The organism is Peptoniphilus sp. HCN-40583 (genome assembly GCF_037892835.1).
In the GTDB taxonomy this organism is placed as follows: domain Bacteria; phylum Bacillota; class Clostridia; order Tissierellales; family Peptoniphilaceae; genus Aedoeadaptatus; species Aedoeadaptatus rachelemmaiella.
This window is the reverse complement of record NZ_JBBKBU010000001.1, coordinates 122,219-142,039: the sequence shown is the minus strand read 5'-3', so window position 1 is coordinate 142,039 and position 19,821 is coordinate 122,219. Positions and strand designations below refer to the sequence as shown.

General features: G+C 49.0%; 14 protein-coding genes. 13 read left to right on the top strand and 1 reads right to left on the bottom strand.

Annotation, left to right across the window (positions count from 1 at the left end):
- Window positions 1-13: 13 nt before the first annotated feature.
- From kdpB to WKT05_RS00610, 10 genes are all read left to right on the top strand, one after another.
- Window positions 14-2,083, top strand: coding sequence for a potassium-transporting ATPase subunit KdpB (kdpB, locus tag WKT05_RS00655; protein ID WP_340412471.1), 2,070 nt, complete (start codon window positions 14-16; stop codon window positions 2,081-2,083).
- Between the two features lie 171 nt (window positions 2,084-2,254).
- Window positions 2,255-2,887 carry a potassium-transporting ATPase subunit KdpC gene (kdpC, locus tag WKT05_RS00650; protein WP_340412470.1) on the top strand — a complete coding sequence of 211 codons (633 nt, stop codon included), beginning with the start codon at window positions 2,255-2,257 and terminating at the stop codon, window positions 2,885-2,887.
- Window positions 2,888-2,897: 10 nt separating this feature from the next.
- Window positions 2,898-5,591: a sensor histidine kinase KdpD gene (locus WKT05_RS00645; protein ID WP_340412469.1), complete on the top strand. Its 2,694-nt coding sequence runs from the start codon at window positions 2,898-2,900 to the stop codon at window positions 5,589-5,591.
- Window positions 5,584-6,285 (top strand): response regulator transcription factor, encoded by a 702-nt coding sequence (locus tag WKT05_RS00640; protein ID WP_340412468.1) that lies wholly within the window; start codon window positions 5,584-5,586, stop codon window positions 6,283-6,285. The genes WKT05_RS00645 and WKT05_RS00640 overlap by 8 nt, the downstream gene beginning before the upstream one ends.
- Before the next feature lie 711 nt (window positions 6,286-6,996).
- Window positions 6,997-7,584: a restriction endonuclease subunit S gene (locus WKT05_RS00635; protein WP_340412467.1), complete on the top strand. Its 588-nt coding sequence runs from the start codon at window positions 6,997-6,999 to the stop codon at window positions 7,582-7,584.
- Window positions 7,585-7,867: 283 nt separating this feature from the next.
- The gene (fni, locus tag WKT05_RS00630) at window positions 7,868-8,890 is read left to right on the top strand and encodes a type 2 isopentenyl-diphosphate Delta-isomerase (protein ID WP_340412466.1); all 1,023 of its coding nucleotides are present in this window, start codon (window positions 7,868-7,870) and stop codon (window positions 8,888-8,890) included.
- A 9-nt stretch (window positions 8,891-8,899) separates the two neighbouring features.
- Window positions 8,900-9,823: a thioredoxin-disulfide reductase gene (gene trxB / locus WKT05_RS00625; RefSeq protein ID WP_340412465.1), complete on the top strand. Its 924-nt coding sequence runs from the start codon at window positions 8,900-8,902 to the stop codon at window positions 9,821-9,823.
- A 243-nt stretch (window positions 9,824-10,066) separates the two neighbouring features.
- Window positions 10,067-10,765 carry a DUF5058 family protein gene (locus WKT05_RS00620; RefSeq protein WP_340412464.1) on the top strand — a complete coding sequence of 233 codons (699 nt, stop codon included), beginning with the start codon at window positions 10,067-10,069 and terminating at the stop codon, window positions 10,763-10,765.
- An 11-nt stretch (window positions 10,766-10,776) separates the two neighbouring features.
- The gene (locus WKT05_RS00615; RefSeq protein ID WP_340412463.1) at window positions 10,777-11,448 is read left to right on the top strand and encodes a hypothetical protein; all 672 of its coding nucleotides are present in this window, start codon (window positions 10,777-10,779) and stop codon (window positions 11,446-11,448) included.
- Window positions 11,448-12,626: a M20 metallopeptidase family protein gene (locus WKT05_RS00610; RefSeq protein ID WP_340412462.1), complete on the top strand. Its 1,179-nt coding sequence runs from the start codon at window positions 11,448-11,450 to the stop codon at window positions 12,624-12,626. The genes WKT05_RS00615 and WKT05_RS00610 overlap by 1 nt, the downstream gene beginning before the upstream one ends.
- Window positions 12,627-12,737: 111 nt before the next feature.
- Here WKT05_RS00610 and WKT05_RS00605 read toward each other — a convergent pair whose 3' ends face one another.
- Window positions 12,738-13,433, bottom strand: a complete 696-nt coding sequence (locus WKT05_RS00605; protein WP_340412461.1) for a hypothetical protein — start codon at window positions 13,431-13,433, stop codon at window positions 12,738-12,740.
- A gap of 83 nt (window positions 13,434-13,516) precedes the next feature.
- On the opposite strand from WKT05_RS00605, the gene WKT05_RS00600 reads away from it, so the two are divergent.
- From WKT05_RS00600 to WKT05_RS00590, 3 genes are all read left to right on the top strand, one after another.
- Complete coding sequence (locus WKT05_RS00600; RefSeq protein WP_340412460.1) at window positions 13,517-14,452, top strand: RluA family pseudouridine synthase; 936 nt, start codon at window positions 13,517-13,519, stop codon at window positions 14,450-14,452.
- A 72-nt stretch (window positions 14,453-14,524) separates the two neighbouring features.
- Complete coding sequence (locus WKT05_RS00595) at window positions 14,525-16,966, top strand: PD-(D/E)XK nuclease family protein (RefSeq protein WP_340412459.1); 2,442 nt, start codon at window positions 14,525-14,527, stop codon at window positions 16,964-16,966.
- Window positions 16,956-19,769, top strand: coding sequence for a UvrD-helicase domain-containing protein (locus WKT05_RS00590; protein ID WP_340412458.1), 2,814 nt, complete (start codon window positions 16,956-16,958; stop codon window positions 19,767-19,769). The genes WKT05_RS00595 and WKT05_RS00590 overlap by 11 nt, the downstream gene beginning before the upstream one ends.
- Window positions 19,770-19,821 lie beyond the last annotated feature (52 nt).

The following is a 19,821-nucleotide window of genomic DNA, read 5'->3' as shown; positions in this document are numbered from 1 at the left end:
GAGGTTTACAGATATGAGTACAAAACAGAAAAGTGCTTTTGCCAACCGGAAAATGTTAGGCAGGGCAGTTAAAGATTCTTTTGTAAAATTAAGTCCGAAAACACAGGCAAAAAACCCGGTCATGTTTCTGGTTTTTGTGTCTGCGATTTTGACCAGCATCCTTTGGCTGGTGTCCCTGTTTGGGTTAAAAGACGCTCCAAGCGGATATACACTGGCGATTGCCGTTATCCTTTGGTTTACCGTGCTATTTGCCAACTTTGCCGAGGCCATTGCAGAAGGCCGAGGCAAAGCACAGGCAGAGTCTCTACGGGCATCCCGTAAGGATGTGGACGCATATAAAATTCCCTCTGTATCGCAGAAGGACAGTGTGACCGTGGTTCCATCCGCCCTGCTGAAAAAGGGGGAACTGGTGATTGTCAAAGCAGGAGAGCAGATTCCGGCAGACGGCGAAGTCGTGGAAGGTGCGGCATCTGTGGATGAAAGCGCTATAACTGGCGAATCCGCTCCTGTAATTCGTGAGGCAGGCGGCGACCGCAGTGCCGTCACCGGCGGCACCACTGTACTGTCGGACTGGATTGTTGTCAGAGTGACCAATGAAGCCGGAGAAAGCTTTCTGGACAAGATGATTGCGATGGTAGAAGGTGCTGCCCGGAAAAAGACGCCTAACGAAATTGCTTTGCAGATTTTTCTGGTAGCCTTGTCCATCATCTTCATTTTGGTGACAGTCTCCCTCTATACGTACTCCATTTTTTCTGCAAAGCTGGCGGGAATTGAGAATCCCACCTCTGTAACAACTCTGGTAGCGCTGTTGGTGTGCCTTGCGCCTACTACCATTGGTGCCTTGCTTTCCGCCATTGGTATTGCCGGTATGTCCCGACTGAACCAGGCAAATGTTCTGGCCATGAGTGGACGTGCCATTGAAGCCGCCGGTGATGTAGACATTCTGATGCTTGATAAAACCGGAACAATCACTCTGGGCAATCGACAGGCATCAGAGTTCATTCCGGTAGATGGTGTAGATATTCAGGAATTGGCGGACGCGGCTCAGCTTTCTTCTCTGGCCGATGAAACCCCTGAGGGCAGAAGCGTTGTTGTACTGGCAAAGAAGGAGTTTGGAATTCGTGGCAGAAACCTTCAGGACAAGAATATGCACTTTATCCCATTTACTGCCGTAACCCGTATGAGCGGCGTCGACTTTGACGGCAATGAAATCCGAAAAGGCGCAGCAGACGCCATGCAAAGTTATGTAACCCATGCAGGCGGTATGCATTCTCCGGACTGTGATCGAGTTGTCAAGTCTATTGCGTCCAAGGGCGGCACACCTCTGGTTGTAGCTAAGAACCACAAGATTCTCGGCGTCATCTATCTGAAGGATATTATTAAGCAGGGCGTGAAGGAGAAATTTGCAGATCTACGAAAAATGGGCATCAAGACCATTATGATCACCGGCGACAATCCAATTACTGCTGCGGCCATTGCTGCCGAGGCCGGTGTGGATGACTTCCTTGCGGAAGCAACACCAGAAGGAAAACTGGCAATGATTCGCGATTTTCAGGCAAAGGGTCATTTGGTTGCCATGACAGGCGACGGTACCAACGACGCCCCGGCTTTGGCACAAGCAGACGTTGCAGTTGCCATGAACAGCGGCACACAGGCAGCAAAAGAAGCAGGCAACATGGTGGATTTAGATTCTTCGCCCACAAAGCTTATCGACATTGTGCGCATCGGCAAACAGCTTTTGATGACACGAGGCAGTCTGACTACATTCTCTATTGCCAACGATGTGGCAAAATACTTTGCCATTATTCCAGCGCTGTTTATGGGACTTTATCCAGGCCTGTCTGCTCTGAATATTATGGGGCTGCATTCCCCGCAAAGTGCTGTTCTCTCTGCGATTATTTATAATGCACTCATCATTATTGCGCTCATTCCATTGGCGCTGAAAGGTGTGAAATACCGTGAAGTTTCCGCCGGAAAGCTGCTGTCACGGAACCTGCTGATTTATGGTCTGGGCGGTCTGGCAGCTCCCTTTGTCTTTGTGAAGCTGATTGATGTTCTGCTTGTGCTTACTGGTCTGGTATAAGGAGGATGTAAAATATGAATGCGATAACAAAGAAAACAATCTCGTATTTTGAAGGAATTCTTGGAATGACCTTAGCCGTCCTATGTGCGATTACGCTGCGTTTCGCCATATGGGAGCCGGAATTACTTCAGAAAATTTTTCTTACCATCTTCGGTTAAGGGGGTATATATTATGAAATCAATGAAAAGTGTACTACCAAAGGCGGGTATGATTTTTTTAATCTTTACGCTGCTGTGCGGCGTAGTCTATACGGGTGTTGTCACAGGAATTGCTCAGCTAATTTTTCCGGACAATGCCAACGGAAGTATCATTGAAGTAAACGGGAAAAAATATGGCTGTGAATTACTTGGGCAGCAATATACAGATGAGGCCCATATGTGGGGGCGCATTATAAATATTGATGTTTCAACCTATACGGATGAAAACGGAAAGGCACTGATGTACGCCGCTCCCTCCAACATCTCTCCGGCAAGTCAGGAATATGCACAGCTTGTGGCAGAGCGTGTAGAAAAGCTCCGCAATGCAAATCCTGAAATGGACGAAACAGCTGTTCCAGTGGATCTTGTCACCTGTTCCGGCAGTGGGCTTGATCCCCATATTTCCCCGGCAGCAGCGGAGTATCAGGTAACCCGCATTGCAAAAGCAAATGATATGACCGAAGATGAAGTGCGTGAGATTATCCAAAACTGCACCGACGGACGATTCTTTGGTATCTTTGGTGAAGAGACTGTCAATGTGTTGGAAGTCAATCTGATGCTGGACGGTATTCTGGAAAAGAATCGTCTTTACTTGAGTGACAGATAGAAGGGTTAAAATGGAACTACCAAAACAAGATCCGGATCAGCTCCTTCGTGCGATCCGTAACGATATAGCCACTAAGGAAAGTGGAAAACTCAAAATCTTTTTCGGTTATGCAGCAGGTGTCGGAAAGACCTATACCATGCTTCAGGCGGCTCACCAAGCTAAGGAGCGCGGCATTGATGTGGTTGCTGGATACATAGAACCCCATGCCCGACCTCAGACAGCGGCACTTTTGGACGGCCTGGAGCAGCTCCCGGTGAAGCAAGTTGCCTATGAGGGAATGATGCTTCGTGAATTTGATATTGACGCCGCATTAAAGAGGAAACCTCAGCTCATCCTGGTGGATGAGTATGCCCACACCAATGCAGAAGGCAGCCGCCATACAAAGCGGTATCAGGATGTCCAGGAACTGCTAAGCGCCGGCATTGACGTGTATACAACTGTGAATGTCCAGCATATTGAAAGTCTCAACGATACTGTGGCATCAATCAACGGAATATTGGTACGGGAGCGCATTCCGGATTCTACTTTCGATCAGGCAGACCAGGTGGAACTAGTAGATATTGAGCCTGCGGAGTTGCTGGAACGACTGGCAAGTGGAAATGTGTACCGGGAAGATCAGGCACAGCGGGCTACTGTTAATTTCTTCACACTTGAAAACCTGACTGCATTGCGTGAGATTGCCCTCCGTCGGTGTGCTGACCGGGTAAATCTGCTAACGGAAAACGCCAGAGTACAGAGCCGAGGCGATTACCATACAGACGAGCGCATTCTGGCTTGTCTTTCCTCGTCGCCATCCAACGCAAAAATCATTCGGACTGCTGCCAGAATGGCAAGAGCCTTCCGAGGAACATTTACCGCCCTTTATGTGGAAACACCTAACACAGCAACGATGAACGACGAGGATAAAAAACGGTTGCAGTACAATAAACGGCTGGCACAACAACTTGGTGCTACGATTGAGACAAGTTATGGCGATGACGTGCCTTATCAAATTGCGGAATTTGCCCGTCTTTCCGGCACTTCTAAAATCGTAATTGGACGAGGTACCATTGCACGAAAAAAGATTTTCAGCAAGCCCACCTTGACGGAGCGTCTGATTTTCAGTGCACCGAATTTAGATATTCATGTGATCCCAGACGCTAGCATAGGTTCCGGTTATCAGAAAAAAAAGAAAAGGGCACAGGTAGAAACAATATCCTTGCGGGATGTTCTGAAAAGTATACTCGTATTGCTAGCAGCTACATTGATTGGTTGTGGTTTTGACGCCCTTGGATTCACGGAAAGCAATATTGTCGCGGTCTACATATTGGGTGTACTTGTGACCGCCGTTATCACAACCAACCGTCTGTACGGGATTCTGACTTCGGTTGTCAGCGTGTTGGCCTTTAATTTTTTCTTTACTACTCCGAGACTGACATTTAATTTTAACGATCCGAACTATTTTGTTACCTTTGCCATTATGTTTATGGTAACGCTGCTTTCAAGTTCTCTTGCTAGCCGGCTGAAGGAAAATGCAAAGCAATCTGCCCATACAGCTTACCGTACAAAGATTCTCTTTGAAACCAATCAACTTTTGCAAAAAGAGCTGGAGGAGAAAGCGGTAATCACCGTTACGGCAGAACAACTCATGAAGCTACTGAAAAAAGATATCGTCGTCTACCTGTCTGATGGTAAAGGACTTGCCACCCCAAACGTTTTTCGTACTGTTAATAGCACTCAAGAGAATTTAATTTCTGAGAATGAGAAAGCAGTCGCCGATTGGGTCTTCCGAAATAACAAACACGCAGGAGCAACGACCGATACATTATCCAGTGCAAAGTGTCTATACCTTGCGATTCGGGTTAACCAACATGTATATGGAGTAGCTGGTATTGCTGTGAACGGTAGTCCACTGGACTCTTTTGAAAACAGCGTGCTTCTTTCCATTCTTGGCGAGTGTGCATTGGCACTGGAAAATATCAAAAATGCCAAGGAGAAGGAGGAAGCGGCTGTTCTGGCACAAAATGAACAACTTCGTGCCAACCTGCTGCGGGCAATCTCCCATGATCTTCGGACGCCTTTGACAACAATTTCCGGTAATGCAGACAATTTGCTTGCAAATTATAAAAAGATGGACGATACACTGAGGGAGCAAACCTTTACTGATATTTATGACGATTCCATGTGGCTAATCAATCTGGTTGAAAATTTGTTGGCAGTCACACGGATTGAGGGCGGATCGGTCAATCTAACTCGGAGTATCGAACTTATGGATGAGGTTGTTTCCGAAGCGCTGAAGCACATTAACAGAAAGAGTAAAGAACACACCATTCGCGTGACCAGTGGTAAAGACTTTATCCTTGCCCGCATTGACGCGAAATTAATCATTCAGGTGATTATCAATTTGGTTGACAACGCCATCAAATATACCCCTGTCGGTTCAGTAATTGAAATAGACACCGATCAAAAAGAGCAATGGGTCACGGTTTCCGTTTCCGACAACGGCCCTGGGATTCCTGATGAGCAAAAACCCCGTATTTTTGATATGTTTTATAGTGGTGCCAATAAAGTGGTCGATAGCTGCAGGAGCCTTGGATTGGGGCTGTCCCTTTGTAAGTCCATTGTGACCGCCCACGGCGGCACGATTTCCGTTTCAGACAATCAGCCAAATGGCACTGTTTTTAAATTTACATTACCTGCAGGGGAGGTAGAACTTCATGAATAAACCTTTAATATTAGTGGTTGAGGATGACCCGTCTGTACGAAATCTCATTACGACCACTTTAAAAACAAATGATTATCGTTATGTGGTAGCACCTAATGGCTCAGCAGCAATTATGGAGGCCACTTCGCACAATCCTGAAATCATCTTACTGGATTTGGGCTTGCCGGATATGGATGGCGTTCAAGTCATTCAAACGGTTCGCTCTTGGTCCAATGTTCCGATTATTGTAATAAGCGCTCGAAGCGAGGATAACGATAAAATCAAGGCGCTGGATGCAGGAGCGGACGATTATTTGACAAAGCCCTTTTCGGTAGAAGAATTGCTGGCACGACTTCGAGTGACGCAGCGAAGACTCTCTCTGATGACGGCAGAGATGTTCACCGCCAGTTCTGTATTTATTAATGGTAAGTTGAAAGTGGATTATGCCGCAGGATGCGCTTATCTGGATAAAAACGAACTTCACCTGACACCCATTGAATATAAGCTGTTGTGCTTGCTGTCAAAGAATGTTGGCAAGGTACTGACCCATACTTTTATCACGCAGAATATCTGGGGCCGCAGTTGGGATAACGATGTAGCTTCGCTGCGGGTATTTATGGCGACATTACGAAAAAAACTTGAGCCAACAGAGGAGTCTCCACAATATATCCAAACACATATTGGTGTGGGCTACCGTATGATGAAAGTAGAATAATGCTATGAGGACGGCCAGTGTTCTCTATGAAAAATAGATGATTGAGTTTCGAACTGCTCTAATCATTTTTTGCTATTAGGAACGGAAATCAATACCACGCTTGCTACATTTATTGAAAATGGACAAGGAAAAGGCTTTGTATGGCAAGACATAATTCCGATGTTGACAGTTTACATTTTGTGGTCAAGCATTACTTCGGTTCTTCTTCCCATTATTCCAATTTTTGTGGTTACAAGGGCAGACGCCGGTTTTGGATTGTCGGAAAGGGCAGCAGAATTTTTGTCGGGTTCGGCCATGGTCGGTTGTTTTTCCGTCCTTGTGCATCGCAAGGCCTGCGCCACAGATGGGATTGTCCACGGACAGCTTTTTGGGGTCTTATGTTCTCCGCTTATTCAGAGGGATAACGGCTTCTCCCCCGTAAACATCCTTTACAAATTGTAGACCGCTTTCGCGTTATAGCCCTTATCGCCTATGAATATGCACTCTTTTATAGGCAGGACAGCGTTGGCAGAGTGAAGGATATTCTCCACAACAGCGGAATCCATGACATTGGCGGGACATGAAAATAGTAAAACACTGAAACTTCCCACACGGGAAATGTCCGCGAACCTTGAAAACTCAATAGTTTAGCCAATAAAAAAAGGCGTAAGCTCCACACCTTGGTATAATAGATTTGACGAAAAACCAATCACACCTCGGAGGACTTGCGCCATGTCTATTATACCATCTGAAGCCGGCAACAAACAGGAAATTTCCAACTCGATTTCACGATTTATCCGTGATTTAAAAGTCGGCTCCCTCCTGAATAAATGCAACTGCAAGAAGGAAAAAGGTATTCCCTTTATGAAGCTGTTCACCTACATCCTCTGCAATGTTTTCTGCGACAGGAGCATGTACATGCAAAAGAAAACGGGAAGCTTCAAAGAGGATTTTCCAAGAATGCGTTACGGATGTGATTGTTATGTTCCTTTAGATGATATTTCAGTAAAAGAAAAAGGAAATGCAATTATAATTGGGGATACCACATCAACGATATATTATCAAGAAAATGATTTTATTACAGGTGATCATATTGTTGTATGCAGAGCAAAATGGATAAATAAATATACGGCACTATTTATTAAAAGTTTGATTGAAAAAGAGAGGTATAAATATAGTTATGGAAGAGCCTTTAAAATGGATCTAATAAAGAAGACAAAAATATATCTTCCTGCTATAAATATTAATGGAGAGTTTGTGCCTGATTGGAATTTCATGCAAAATTACATTAATTCCCTTCCATACGGAGATAAAATATGAGATTAACGAACTCGAAATAGTACAAACAATATCAATCAGTTAATATAATTATTGAGGGCAACGAGCATTTAAACTCTTAGCCTTTTCTCTTGATACCCAAAGACTTTCTGAATAAGTTTTCCAAGACCCCCAATTCAAAGCCGCCTTCGGGCGGTTTTTTTGTGGGCGGAAACGATAAGAAGAAATTCCGAGGAGAATTTTCAGGTGATAAATGGTATAAATATCTTTGAGGCAACAAGGTTTTGATGGTATGATAGAGCCATCATAGTAAGTAAAGGCTGGGATGCAAGTGAGAAAGTATAGAAAAAGAGAGCATGTAGAAAATTATTTGAAGACGGACTACCGAGGGGATCCGCTTTTCAACGATATGTATTTGCCTCATATTTCGCTACCGGAGCTTTCGGTGGATGAAATCGACACGTCCACGACGTATTTGGGCAAGAGGATTCATTTTCCCCTTATGATTAACGCCATTACCGGCGGCACGGAGTTTGCGGAAAACATCAATGCGGATTTGGCTCATCTTGCCAAGCGCTTTGAGCTTCCCATGGCTGTGGGCAGTGAAACCATCGCCATGGAAGATGAGGAAGCCGTCGAAAGTTTTGAAATCGTGCGGGAGATTATCGGCGATGAGGGCATCGTCCTCGGGAACATGAACGGCAATCTCACCGTGGATGAGGCGAAGAAGGCCGTGGAGATTATTCGCGCCGACGCCCTTCAGATCCATTTAAATCCGGCGCAGGAGCTGGCCATGGAAGAGGGCGATCGGGATTTTCGCGGCACGGCAGAGCGGATTCGCGCCGTGAACGAGGCTTTGGATGTGCCCGTGTTGGTTAAGGAAGTGGGCTTCGGCATGGATGCCTTCGTCGTCGAGCGCCTGTATGATTTGGGCATTCGCCACGTGGATATTTCCGGCTACGGCGGCACGAATTTCTTTGAAGTGGAAAATCTCCGTTACTATAATTCGGATATGACGGAGCTTTACGGCTGGGGGATTCCCACGGCCTACGCCCTTCACGAAGCCGTGGCATTGGGCAAGAAGGATCTGCACATCACCGCATCCGGCGGCATACGAAGCGGCCTGGATCTGGTGAAGTGTTTGATTCTCGGTGCAGACATGTGCGCCATTAGCGGCGAAATTCTAAGGTACATCGTCCACGGCGGCGTGGATTACGCTTCGGTGTATTTAAAGGATTTGATCGACAAGACGAAGATCGTCATGGTGCTCGTAGGAGCGAAGAATATCGACGAATTAAGACAGGTGAAGTGGAAAGCCACGGGCCGTCTTTTGGAATTATTGAAATAAGAGGGAATTATGTACGATGTCATGATTATCGGCGGCGGCCCGGCAGGGCTCACGGCCGCCATTTACGCGAGCCGCGCCCATTTAAACACGGTGATTTTTGAACCGGAAATGGACGGCGGCCAAATGAGCCTTACCATGTCTCTGGAAAATTTCCCCGGGGCACTGGCTGACGACACGGGCATGGCCATCGGCATGCGCATGGCGAAGCAAGCTGCGTCCTTTGGTGCCGCCACCGTTCGCGAGCGGGTGGTATCCGTTGAGTCAGCGGGCGAGACGAAGATCGTGAAGACGGAAAACGGCAGCTACGAAGGCAAATACGTCATCGTGGCCACGGGCTCCAAGCCCAACCAATTAGGCGTTCCCGGCGAAGAAAAATTCGTCTCCCGGGGCATCAGCTACTGCGCCACCTGCGACGGCGCCTTCTATCAAGATGGCGATGTCTACGTCATCGGCGGCGGCAATTCCGCCGTGGAAGAGGCCCTTTACATGGCCAATTTAGGGGCGAAGGTAACCATCGTCCACCGCAGAGACAGCTTCCGCGCCGAACGCTTTTTGGCGGAGAAGGCTCTGGCCCACGAAAATATTTCCGTGCTGTGGCATACGGAGCTGAAGGAAGTCTTAGGCGATGCCATGGCCGACGGCCTCGTTCTCTACAACAACAAAACCGATGAAACCTTCACGGTGAAAAAAGGCGATCGATCCATGGGGATTTTCATTTACGTGGGCGTGAAGCCGCAAACGAAATTTTTAGAAGGCCTGTTGGATTTAAACAGGGGCTACGTGGATGTGGACGAAAATCAAATGTCTGCCGTAGACGGCATCTACGCCGCCGGCGACATTGTGGATAAAAATTTCCGCCAGGTCATCAACGCCTGCGGAGAAGGTTGCGTTGCCGCCATGGCAGTGGCCAAGCGCATCGTTCAATACGATTAAATAAAATCAATTTTTGAAATAGCTATGCAAGATTCTGCATAGCTATTTTTTTATGAGATTAAATATCTTTGACGGGACGAACAAATAGATATAAATTCGATCTAGAAAAGACAAAATCTATATAAAAATTCTTGTAAAACAAAGAAAATTCAGTAAAAAATATAGAAAGCCTATTGACAAGATCGGGAGGGGGTGATACAGTCAATGTGTAAGAGATACAAAATACAAGAAAAGGAGGGCTTTATGAACTCTTACTTAACGTACGCAAATGACCCTATTCTTTGGCTATTATCTTTACCATTGGTAGCAATTGTCGGTACATTAGCTATTAGCTATAGTACCAAAGTAAAAAAAGTAAGTCCCTTAGTGAATTTAACGCCTGAAGATCAAAGGAAGGCATTCCGAACAGGCGCAATTTCTGCCATCGGCCCGGCATTAGGCGTGTTTGTCGTCATGCTTGGACTTATTTCTAAAATAGGTGGCCCTCTGGCATGGCAAAGACTCTCTGTTATCGGCGCGGCTCATACTGAACTCACGGCGGCTGAAATGGCGGCGCAAGCCATGGGCACGACCTTGGATTCTCCCGATTATAGTTTGGTCAATTACGCAAACGCTTGCTGGGTCATGGCATTGAATGGCTGCGGCTGGTTGTTAGTAGTAAGTTTATTGACGGACAAATTGGATAGCATCTCCTTTAAGCTAACCAAAGGGGACACAAAAATCACGAGTATCATTTCGATTTCCGGCATGTGCGGTGCCATGGGTTTCTTGGCTGTCAGTAACGCAATTACCTCAAATGAAAATATGGTTTCCGCAGTAGTTGCGGGGATTTCCATGATTCTTTTGAACAAGCTGGGAGAAAAAATTCCTGTATTGATGGAATTTAACCTGGGCTTCGCTTTGATCATTGGTTTGATCGCAGGAAGCATTTTCCGCTCATAGGGAGGTTTCACATGACTGATAAATTAAACATCGATCAAGAATATGACGCGCAGTATACACAACCGGTTATTAAATTAGGTCGAATTTTAAACTTACTTGGCGTATTATTTTCCTTTTTGCCGGCCCTATACATTTCCATTCGTTATAGTGCTTTTCCGGGAATGGCAAACATCTTAAAAGGCTGGGCACTTATCGCGGCAATTTTCGGTTCATACTACATAATTGAACCAATCTCCTATTTCCCTGTCTTGGGACTTCCCGGAACCTTTATGGGTTTCATTTCTGGGAACTTAGGGAACATGCGTGTACCCTGTTCCGCCTTAGCTCAAGCGGCAGTAAAGGTTGAGCCCGGCACGAAGAAGGCGGAATTAGTCTCTACATTGGGGATTGCAGGTTCGATTATTACGAACTTAATCGTCACAGTTCTGGCTGCAGTCGCGGGAAGTTATATTATCTCTATCTTGCCGGATTCGGTTTTAGCAGCCTTTGACTTTATCGCACCTTCTATTTTTGGTTCGATGTATGCCATGTTTGCGATTAAGGATTTAAAGAGCGGGATCTTTGCTCTTGTCTTAACGGTCATCATGATCAAAGCCGGTTTGCCGACTTACGTCATTGTTCCGTCGGCAGTCTTTGCGACGATCTTCTTCGGAATTAAAACGAGGAAAAAGGAGGAAAAGTAATGAAAAAATTTGAATTTGATCGAAAAAAAGCAGAAGAAAATCTGATTAAATTCAGAAGAGATCTCCATCAAATTCCCGAAATCGGATTCGATTTAGAGAAAACGGTGAAGTATGTTTGCTCTGTACTTGACGAATATGGAATATCCTACGAAAAAATCGTAGAAGGATCCGCCGTCGTCGCCCTCATCGATAGCGGCAGCCCCGGCAAAACCGTCGGTTTGAGAGGGGACATGGATGCACTGCCGATTAAAGAGGAAACGGACCTGCCCTTTAAATCTGAAAACGGGAACATGCACGCCTGCGGGCACGATTGCCATACGGCCATTTTGTTAACGACAGGCATCGTTTTAAACGAAAACAAGGATAAATGGTCCGGCAAAGTAAAACTGCTCTTCCAACCCTCCGAAGAAAAGGACGGTGGCGCCAAACCGATGATCGACGCAGGTTGCTTAAATGAACCGAAGGTCGATTTCATTCTGGGCCAACACGTCGGCGTTCTCTCCGGTGAAATTGAAATCGGTCAAATGGGATTTGTCCCGGGCCCGATGATGGCATCTCTCGACGAATTTACCATCGACTTCATCGGACAAGGCGGACACGGCGCGTATCCGCACGATACCATCGACCCGATCCCCATGGCAGCATCGGCGGTCCTTGCCCTGCAAGCCTTCATGTCTCGCCGGGTAAATGCTTTAGATTCTGCCGTATTCACCATCGGCCAAATTCACGGCGGAAGCCAATACAACATTGTTCCGAACAAGGTCACCATTAACGGAACGGTTCGTTGCTTAAACGAATCGGTACGAAAATTAATTGCCGAAGGCTGTGAAAGAATCTGCAAGAGTACGGCTGAAAGCTATGGCGGCAAAGCAGAAATTAATTACAAGTTCGGCTACCCTGCTTTAATTAACGACACGGAACTTACTAAAAAGCTGATCGACCTCAGTAAGGAAGCTTTTGGGGAAGAGAGCGTCAAGCGCATGGAAAAGGCGAGCATGGGAAGCGAAGACTTCGCCTATTTCGCAAAAGAAGCGCCGGCCTGCTTTCCTTTCTTAAACACCTCAAAAGAATGTGACGGTGTCATCTATCCGAACCACAACCCCAAATTTATGGTCGACGAAGACATTTTAATCAAAGGTGTCGATTACTTTGTAACGGCCGTTGGCAATTTGTCTTAAACGAATAAAGCTTCCGAAAAGTGGAAGCAATGAAATTCTGTTGTTATCTCCAAATCGTATGATAACTGCACAAAAAGAGCCGCTCGATTTCATCGGGCGGCTTTTTCGCGTTTATTGTTGTGGTTGTTCCCCTTGAGGTGCGGGGTTTTCCTGTCCGCTCTGTCCCATAAGGGTGTTTAATAGATCTGCGGCTTTAATGGGCGCGTGAATGACGTAGCCGCCGGGTTTGATCCGGGGCACGGCGCCGGCGTCGCGAATCATTTGAAGGAAGGTGACTCGGTCTGCCACTAAATCTTCTTTCATGACCACATCGGCGATGATTTCGTCGGTGGCACCATAGGGGATTTCCAAGGTGATGGTGCGGGTGGCTTTTTGCAAGCCGATTTCCGTGAGCTTTTTCAAAATGGTTTCGGCGGTGGCGCCTTCCGGAATTTCATAGCTTCCCGCCGTAATGTAGCGGGCCATGCCGGAGCGTTTGGCCATGTTGCTGAAGGCCGTGGCGTCGTTAATCAGTCCCAAATCCTTTAAGTTCTTGGCCACGGAATCCGGGTCCGTGGTTTCCAGTTTAAGTAAGGTCGTTTTTTCCGATGCGTCTTTGGCGGCGCTGGAGATCTTGTCGATCTGCTCCTTCGAGGAGCGAATCTCTTCGGTAATGGTGGTGTCTTTTCGATCATCCGGCGTCATCATGGAAAACAAGTGGTTCATCCGCCACTTGATGATGAATAGCAGGACGAGGACGATCAGTAGAACGACCACAATGCGCAAAAAGTTTACGAACAGTTTCGAAACTCTTCCGTTAGATTTCATGCTGTTTTCCCTTTCCTGTAGATTTCGATATAATTAGAATAAGATTATTATATCACAGGAACGGGAAAGAAAGAGAGGCTCTCGTGATCTCTAATCAAATTGACACAAATGACGCCGGCATGCGCTTGGATCGCTATGTAAAAAAGTTGCTTCCCAATGCCAAGCCGTCGCTTCTATATAAATCCATTCGAAAGAAAAATATTACGGTAAACGGAAAAAAGGCCAAGGAGGAAGATGTCTTGGCTCTCGGGGACACGGTGGAAATCTATTTTTCCGACGAGACGCTTGCGAAGTTTTCAAAGACGCCGAAGTCGGTGAAGGGGAAGTTTCCCGCCATTGTCTTCGAATCGGAGGATTTCATTATTATGGACAAGCCTGTGGGCGTGTTGAGCCACGGCACGGGCAAGGCCTACGAGCGAAACATGGTGGACGATATGCTAGCCTATTTGATTCACACGAAAAGCTACAATCCACGGGCGGAGAAGACCTTTGTCCCCTCCATTTGCAATCGCCTGGACCGAAACACCAGCGGCCTCATTTTAGGCGCGAAGACGGCGGCGGGCCTTCGGGCGGCCAACGGCTGGATTCGGAACCGGGAAGTGGAGAAGTATTACATGACCATTGTGGAAGGGGAGCTGAAGGATGTGCGAAAGGTGGAAAATCGCCTGACAAAAGACGGGGAGAAGAACCGAGTCGTGGAAGGAGACGACGGAAAGGATGCCGTGGGCATTTATCGGCCTCTGAAGCACAGGGGGGATTACACCTTGGTTGAGGCGGAGCTCATTACCGGGCGCACCCATCAAATTCGCCAACAGCTGGCATCCATCGGCCATCCCGTTTTGGGAGACAGAAAATACGGCCGCGCCTCCCGCCGCTTCGGCGAATTGCATCACCAATTGCTTCACGCCTATAAATTGGTCTTCCCCGAAACGGAAGACTTTCCCGAAGTGTCCGGCAAGGTGTTTATTTCCGAGCCCAAGGGAAAATTTCAGCGGATCAGGGAGAGCCTCCATGTATGATTTAGGCTACGGCACGGGCGGCGTGGTAGGGGCCATGGGCCATGCGCTTTGTGAAAAAAGAAAGGAGAGGCCGTGAAGATCATCGATAAGCCCATGGAAAGCGGCGTGGAATCCTTGGCAGAGGGGGATTTCATCGGCGCTACCTTTATTATGCCCAATCGGAAGTGGATCGCGAGGAGCAAAGAAATTTTGTCTCGCTCCGTCGGGTTTTTAGGCGTAAATTTTTTCACCTTCGACGATTTAATGGCGGAGCTCGCCATGGCGCAAACGCGGAATCAGTGGCGGGCGGCCTATGGTTTCCGAAAGCGGCTGGAAGAAGGGGAAACGGCCTTCGCCTCGGTGCGGGACATGGAAAAAATTCGCCGCCTCTTTCAGTGGTGCGACGATGTTTATTACTTGGGTCTTGAGGAAAAGGACCTGCCTTACAGTTGGCGCAAGGACCACTCCGCCCTCCTAGCGGCTTATGCCCGTGCCGTAAAAGACGCAGACTGCATCACGGAAGGCGCTCTGTTCGCCGAGGCCATGACGGCGGAAGTGAATCCGAAGCGGAAGTATATTGTTATGGGCTTTTCCCATTACAAGGAACGCCACCGCCTTCTGCTTGAAAAGTTAGACGCTGCTGCTCATGTGGTGGCGGTCAATCCCTTCGAGGAGGGGAATGAACCGAATGATGCGGAATTGTATCAAACGGTGAACGGGGAGCGGGCCCTGCGCCACATGGTGAAAAAAGTTGCGGAGGCGCTGGCGGAAAATCCGGCGGCGAAGATCGGCGTGGTCATGAATCATGAAGGGGATCGGGCGGCCATGAAGGCGCACCTCTCTTCGGCAAAGATTCCGACCGCAACCTATGCCTACGCCCTCGGCGAGGAGGCGCTGCACCAACTGCGCCTCTTGTGGCGGCGGGGAGAAGACGCACCTTCTGCCTGCGCCTTTTTGCGTGGGGATTTGGCGGAGGTGGAAGGGGCGCCTGCATTGGCGGCGGCCATGGAGGTCTTAGGCGTGAAGGATCTTTCGGAAATCGAGGAAAATCCCCTGCCCTATTACCTTTCCAAGGAGACGAAGGATCTGTTGATCGGACACCAAGCCCTTTTGCGAACCTGGAAGCAAGAGAAAGAAGGCAGCTGGGATGATTTCGCTCACCGCACGGAAGAAGCGGCGGAATCTTTCGGCGAAGAGTCGGCAAAAATGATCGTCGATGCCCTGGCCGAGGCGGAAGGAGATTACGGCAGGATTAACGGCCGGGAGTTTGAATCCATCCTCTGCACCTATTTGGAAAAAGAGGCCGTCTACGGCGTGGACATTCTGTCACTGGATGAGGCCTACGGCGGCGATTACGACCTTCTTCTCGTCGCCTCTTTGGACGGGAAATTTATTCCCGCCAAAAAAGAGGATAGTTTGATGAATCGAGCCATGGCAAAATCCGCCATGGATGTGGGGCTCTATGTGAATTTCTTTCAAGGCGAAGAGACCACGGAAAGGCTACATTACTTAATGGCTTCATCGAAAAAATCCCTGCTCTACAAAGTGGGAAGCGGGGAAGAAGCGCCGATCTTCACGCAGATGAAGGAAATTTATTCCGCGGAAGACTTGGATCAATGGGAGGGGGTCTATGAAAAAAATTGGGACCTGATCTCAGAAGACGACGTCTTTTCCGAAGAAGGGGCGGAATTTATGGCACAGACCCTGAGGGAGAAGGGCCTTTCGCCTTCGGCCCTGGACAGCTATTTACGTTGCCCCTTCCTCTACTTTGCCGAGCGGGTGCTGAAATGTGCGTCGGAGGAAGAAGACGGCCGCCCTGCCATGGCCAAGGGCACCATTTACCACGAAGCGCTGGCTCTGTATTTTTCGAAGAAGCTTTCAAGAGATGGGCTGGCGAATTTTGTGGAAGGGGCCTACGACGAGAAAATGGCGCCCCTCAGGCCCGAATACCTTTGGGCGTGGGAGAAAAAGACCATGGCCCGCGCCCTCCTCGCCGCCGTGGAATCGGAGGAGGAGCGGCTGAACGATGAAAAGAAAAACGGCGCCTTTCGACCGGCGGCCTTTGAAACATCCTTCACCTATCCTTTTAAGGATGTGGAGATTCACGGCGTCATCGATCGGGTGGACAGAAACGAAGCCGGCGACGAAATTTTAATCGACTACAAATCATCGGGGCTTCCCGAATACAAACATGTGGCGGCCCACAAAGTCATGCAGCTCGCCCTTTATGCCCTGGCTCGCCGACACATGGGCAATCGGCCGGCATCGTTGGAATATGTGTCCATAGAAAATGGGAAGGTCTCCATTATGGCGAGGGACACGACACGGGCAGGCAAGTACAGTCGCTTGAGAAACGAAAGAATTTACGATGGCGAGGCCTTCGATGATTTTCTCGACGAAGGGGAGGTCGCTCTGGATCGGACGCTTGTCGCCATGAAAAGCGGCGATTTCAACGAAGCGCCCTTAAGTGAATCGGTGTGTAGTTATTGCGCCTACGGGGATTTGTGCAGGAGGGAGGCGGCAGATGCCACTTGATAAAGAGCAGTTGAAGGCTGCAGAATCCTACGATCGCTCCGTCTTTCTCACTGCCGGCGCCGGCGCGGGAAAGACCAAGGTCTTGACCGAGCGGGTGAAGCGGATTTTATCGAAAACAAGCGAAAATGTTTTGGCCATTACCTTTACCAATCGCGCCGCCGAAGAAATGGCCGCGCGTATGGCGGCGAGCCTTACGGAGGAGGAGACGGACCGCTTGGTGGTAAAGACCATCGACGGCTTTTGCCGCTACCTTCTCTCCATCTATGGCGTGGAGGCGAACACCTTGGGCGGCATGACGCAGCTGGCGGAGGGCGAGGCGCGGGCCCTTTTGGAAAAGAGCTACGAAAAAGTGGCGAAGGACATTTTTTCCGACGGGGCTTTTCTCGATTTTCTGGACATGAAGGCTACCACGGCGAATAATTTTAAAAACACGCTTTTAAAAAGCTACGACGATCTTCGCACCCGCGGCGCCCTCGGGGATTTTCGCCCGAGAGCAATCGCCGATGACGATGTGTTAGATGAATACTTCGATTTTCTGCCCGCCCTTCGCGGCGCCTTAAAGACGAAGGCATCGAAACTGGCCAAGTATTTAGACGAGGCGGATCTCGAGGCAATAAAAGCGGAAAGTGAAGAGGTGCAGCGGGCCTTTCTCCTGGAAATGCCCGACGGGTCGTCGCTGAAAATAGACGAGGACATAAAAAAACGACACGAAGAACTCAGGTATCGCCTGCTTTTAAAGGAAGAGGCGAAAAATCGCCCCTTTATCGAAGCCATCGACCGTGCCCTGAAGCGGTTGGATGAAGCGTATAGGAAAGAGAAGCGGGCCATGGGTGCCGTGGATTTCAGTGATCTTTTGGAAAAGGCCACGGCCCTTTTGGAATCGGGGAAGATTACCTGCGCCTACGATCACATTCTCGTCGATGAGTTTCAGGACACGAATCCCCTGCAGATTCGCATGCTCCGTGCTTTAAAGGGCGATGGGAAACTTTTCGTCGTCGGCGACAGAAAACAATCCATCTACGGCTTTCGCGGCGCCGATGTGGCCGTCGGCGATAATTTCCGCGGCGAGGCCTTAAACGAGGGCACGGAAGCCATGGCCCTTTTGAATAATTACCGCTCCCACAAAGACCTGGTGGCCGCTGTGGGGGATCTCTTTGCGGAAAAAATTCCCGACTACGAGCCCATTACGGGCCACGGGGAAGGGGAGTGGGCCCTAAAGGGCGTGGACCTTGTAGGCGAGGAGGATCCGAAAGAGGCCATTAAAAAAGAAGCCCTGTGGATTGTGGAAGACATTCAAAAGCATCCGTCGACATCCCGGACCCTGCTTTTGTGGCGAAAGCAATACATGGGGATTTACGAATCCATCTTTCGGGACTACGGCATTTCCTATGTGAACCGCAGCGCCGAAGGCTTTTTTCGGGCCCGAGAAGTGCGGGATTTAATCTTGGCCATGGAAGCGAAAGCCACCGGCATCTTTTCCCCGGCCTTTTTGCGCACGCCTTTTATCGGTGCGAATCAGGAAGATCTCTTTCATATGATGAAGGATTCTCCCTGCAGAGAAAGTGTTCGCGAGCGTATGGGGCGCATAGAAAAATTTTTCGAAGACGCGGGCCCCGTCGCCTCTGCCTATAACTTTTTGTTGGCCCTTGTGGAAGAAAGCGGCTTTCGCGCCTACGCCTTTAAAGCGGGCGGGGAGCAGGCCGTAGCCAATGTGGATCAGCTTCTCGCCATGGCAAAAGAATACGACAGGGAAGGGGATCACCTGGAAGGATTTCTCCATAGCCTCCGTGAAAAAGAAGCCACGGAAGAGGTGGGCGCGGCCACATTCGGCGGCGACTGTGCCGTGGAGATCCTCACCATGCACAAGGCCAAGGGATTGGAGTACGACACAGTGTATTTAGGCCATCTCTTCGCCAAGCCCCTGAACGACGGCGGCCTGTGGAACTACAGCGCAGAAAGAGGCGTGGGCATAAACAATCCCGCGGCCCCTGTGATTTACGAAATGAACCGAAGGGCCGCGGCGGAAAAGGCTCGGAGGGAAATTCTTCGCCTGCTCTATGTGGCCATGACTCGGGCGAAGAGCCACGTCTATCTGCTGAAATCAAAAGAGGGGGAAGGGCTTGAGAGCCATTTAACCGACATAGATTTCGCCGAAGGGACGCCTGCGCCCATGGCCGCGCCTGCACATGATGAGGACTTGCCTGAAAAAGCGACGGCTCCCGTCATCGCCATGGCACAGCCGAAGCCCGTGGTTTCCGCGAGCCGCCTCTTAAAGGGGCGGGCCGTTTTCGACGACGGCAAAGAGGGCGTAAAGAGCGAGAAGAATTATATGCAGCTGGGAATTTTGTTTCACCACTACGCCCAGCGTGCCCGCAAGCCCGAGAAAGGCCTTCGGGAAAAGCTTCTGTCCCGCGCCCGAGTTTGCGGCGTGGACCGTGAATTGGATAAGGCCATTAAAAACTACGACGCCACCTTCGGCCGCGGCAAAATCATCGACACAGAAGTGCCCTTCCGCGCGGAATTCGACGGCGTTATGTTGGAAGGCTTTTACGATCAGCTGCGTCAATTGCCTGATGGCATGGCCATCGTGGATTATAAAACCGGCGCGCGAGGCGCACGCACCGGCGCCATGGCCACCTACCGTTTGCAATTGGGCCTTTACGGCACGGCTTACGAAAAAATTAGGGGCACCTTCCCGAAGCTCTACCTCTTCACCACGGCGGACGGCGTATGGACTCAGGTGGAGCTAACGGCAGAAGAGAAAAAAGAGATCGCCGCTCTGCTTCAAGGGGCCATCGGTTGACACAACCCAAGTCCATTGGTAGGATATGCTTAGTAAGCAATAACGACTATTT

Bases quoted from the DNA above. Each gene is read 5' to 3' on its own strand.
- kdpB (WP_340412471.1), top strand. From the start codon at position 14: ATGAGTACAAAACAGAAAAGTGCTTTTGCCAACCGGAAAATGTTAGGC.
- kdpC (WP_340412470.1), top strand. From the start codon at position 2,255: ATGAAATCAATGAAAAGTGTACTACCAAAGGCGGGTATGATTTTTTTA.
- WKT05_RS00645 (WP_340412469.1), top strand. From the start codon at position 2,898: ATGGAACTACCAAAACAAGATCCGGATCAGCTCCTTCGTGCGATCCGT.
- WKT05_RS00640 (WP_340412468.1), top strand. From the start codon at position 5,584: ATGAATAAACCTTTAATATTAGTGGTTGAGGATGACCCGTCTGTACGA.
- WKT05_RS00635 (WP_340412467.1), top strand. From the start codon at position 6,997: ATGTCTATTATACCATCTGAAGCCGGCAACAAACAGGAAATTTCCAAC.
- fni (WP_340412466.1), top strand. From the start codon at position 7,868: ATGCAAGTGAGAAAGTATAGAAAAAGAGAGCATGTAGAAAATTATTTG.
- trxB (WP_340412465.1), top strand. From the start codon at position 8,900: ATGTACGATGTCATGATTATCGGCGGCGGCCCGGCAGGGCTCACGGCC.
- WKT05_RS00620 (WP_340412464.1), top strand. From the start codon at position 10,067: ATGAACTCTTACTTAACGTACGCAAATGACCCTATTCTTTGGCTATTA.
- WKT05_RS00615 (WP_340412463.1), top strand. From the start codon at position 10,777: ATGACTGATAAATTAAACATCGATCAAGAATATGACGCGCAGTATACA.
- WKT05_RS00610 (WP_340412462.1), top strand. From the start codon at position 11,448: ATGAAAAAATTTGAATTTGATCGAAAAAAAGCAGAAGAAAATCTGATT.
- WKT05_RS00605 (WP_340412461.1), bottom strand. From the start codon at position 13,433: ATGAAATCTAACGGAAGAGTTTCGAAACTGTTCGTAAACTTTTTGCGC.
- WKT05_RS00590 (WP_340412458.1), top strand. From the start codon at position 16,956: ATGCCACTTGATAAAGAGCAGTTGAAGGCTGCAGAATCCTACGATCGC.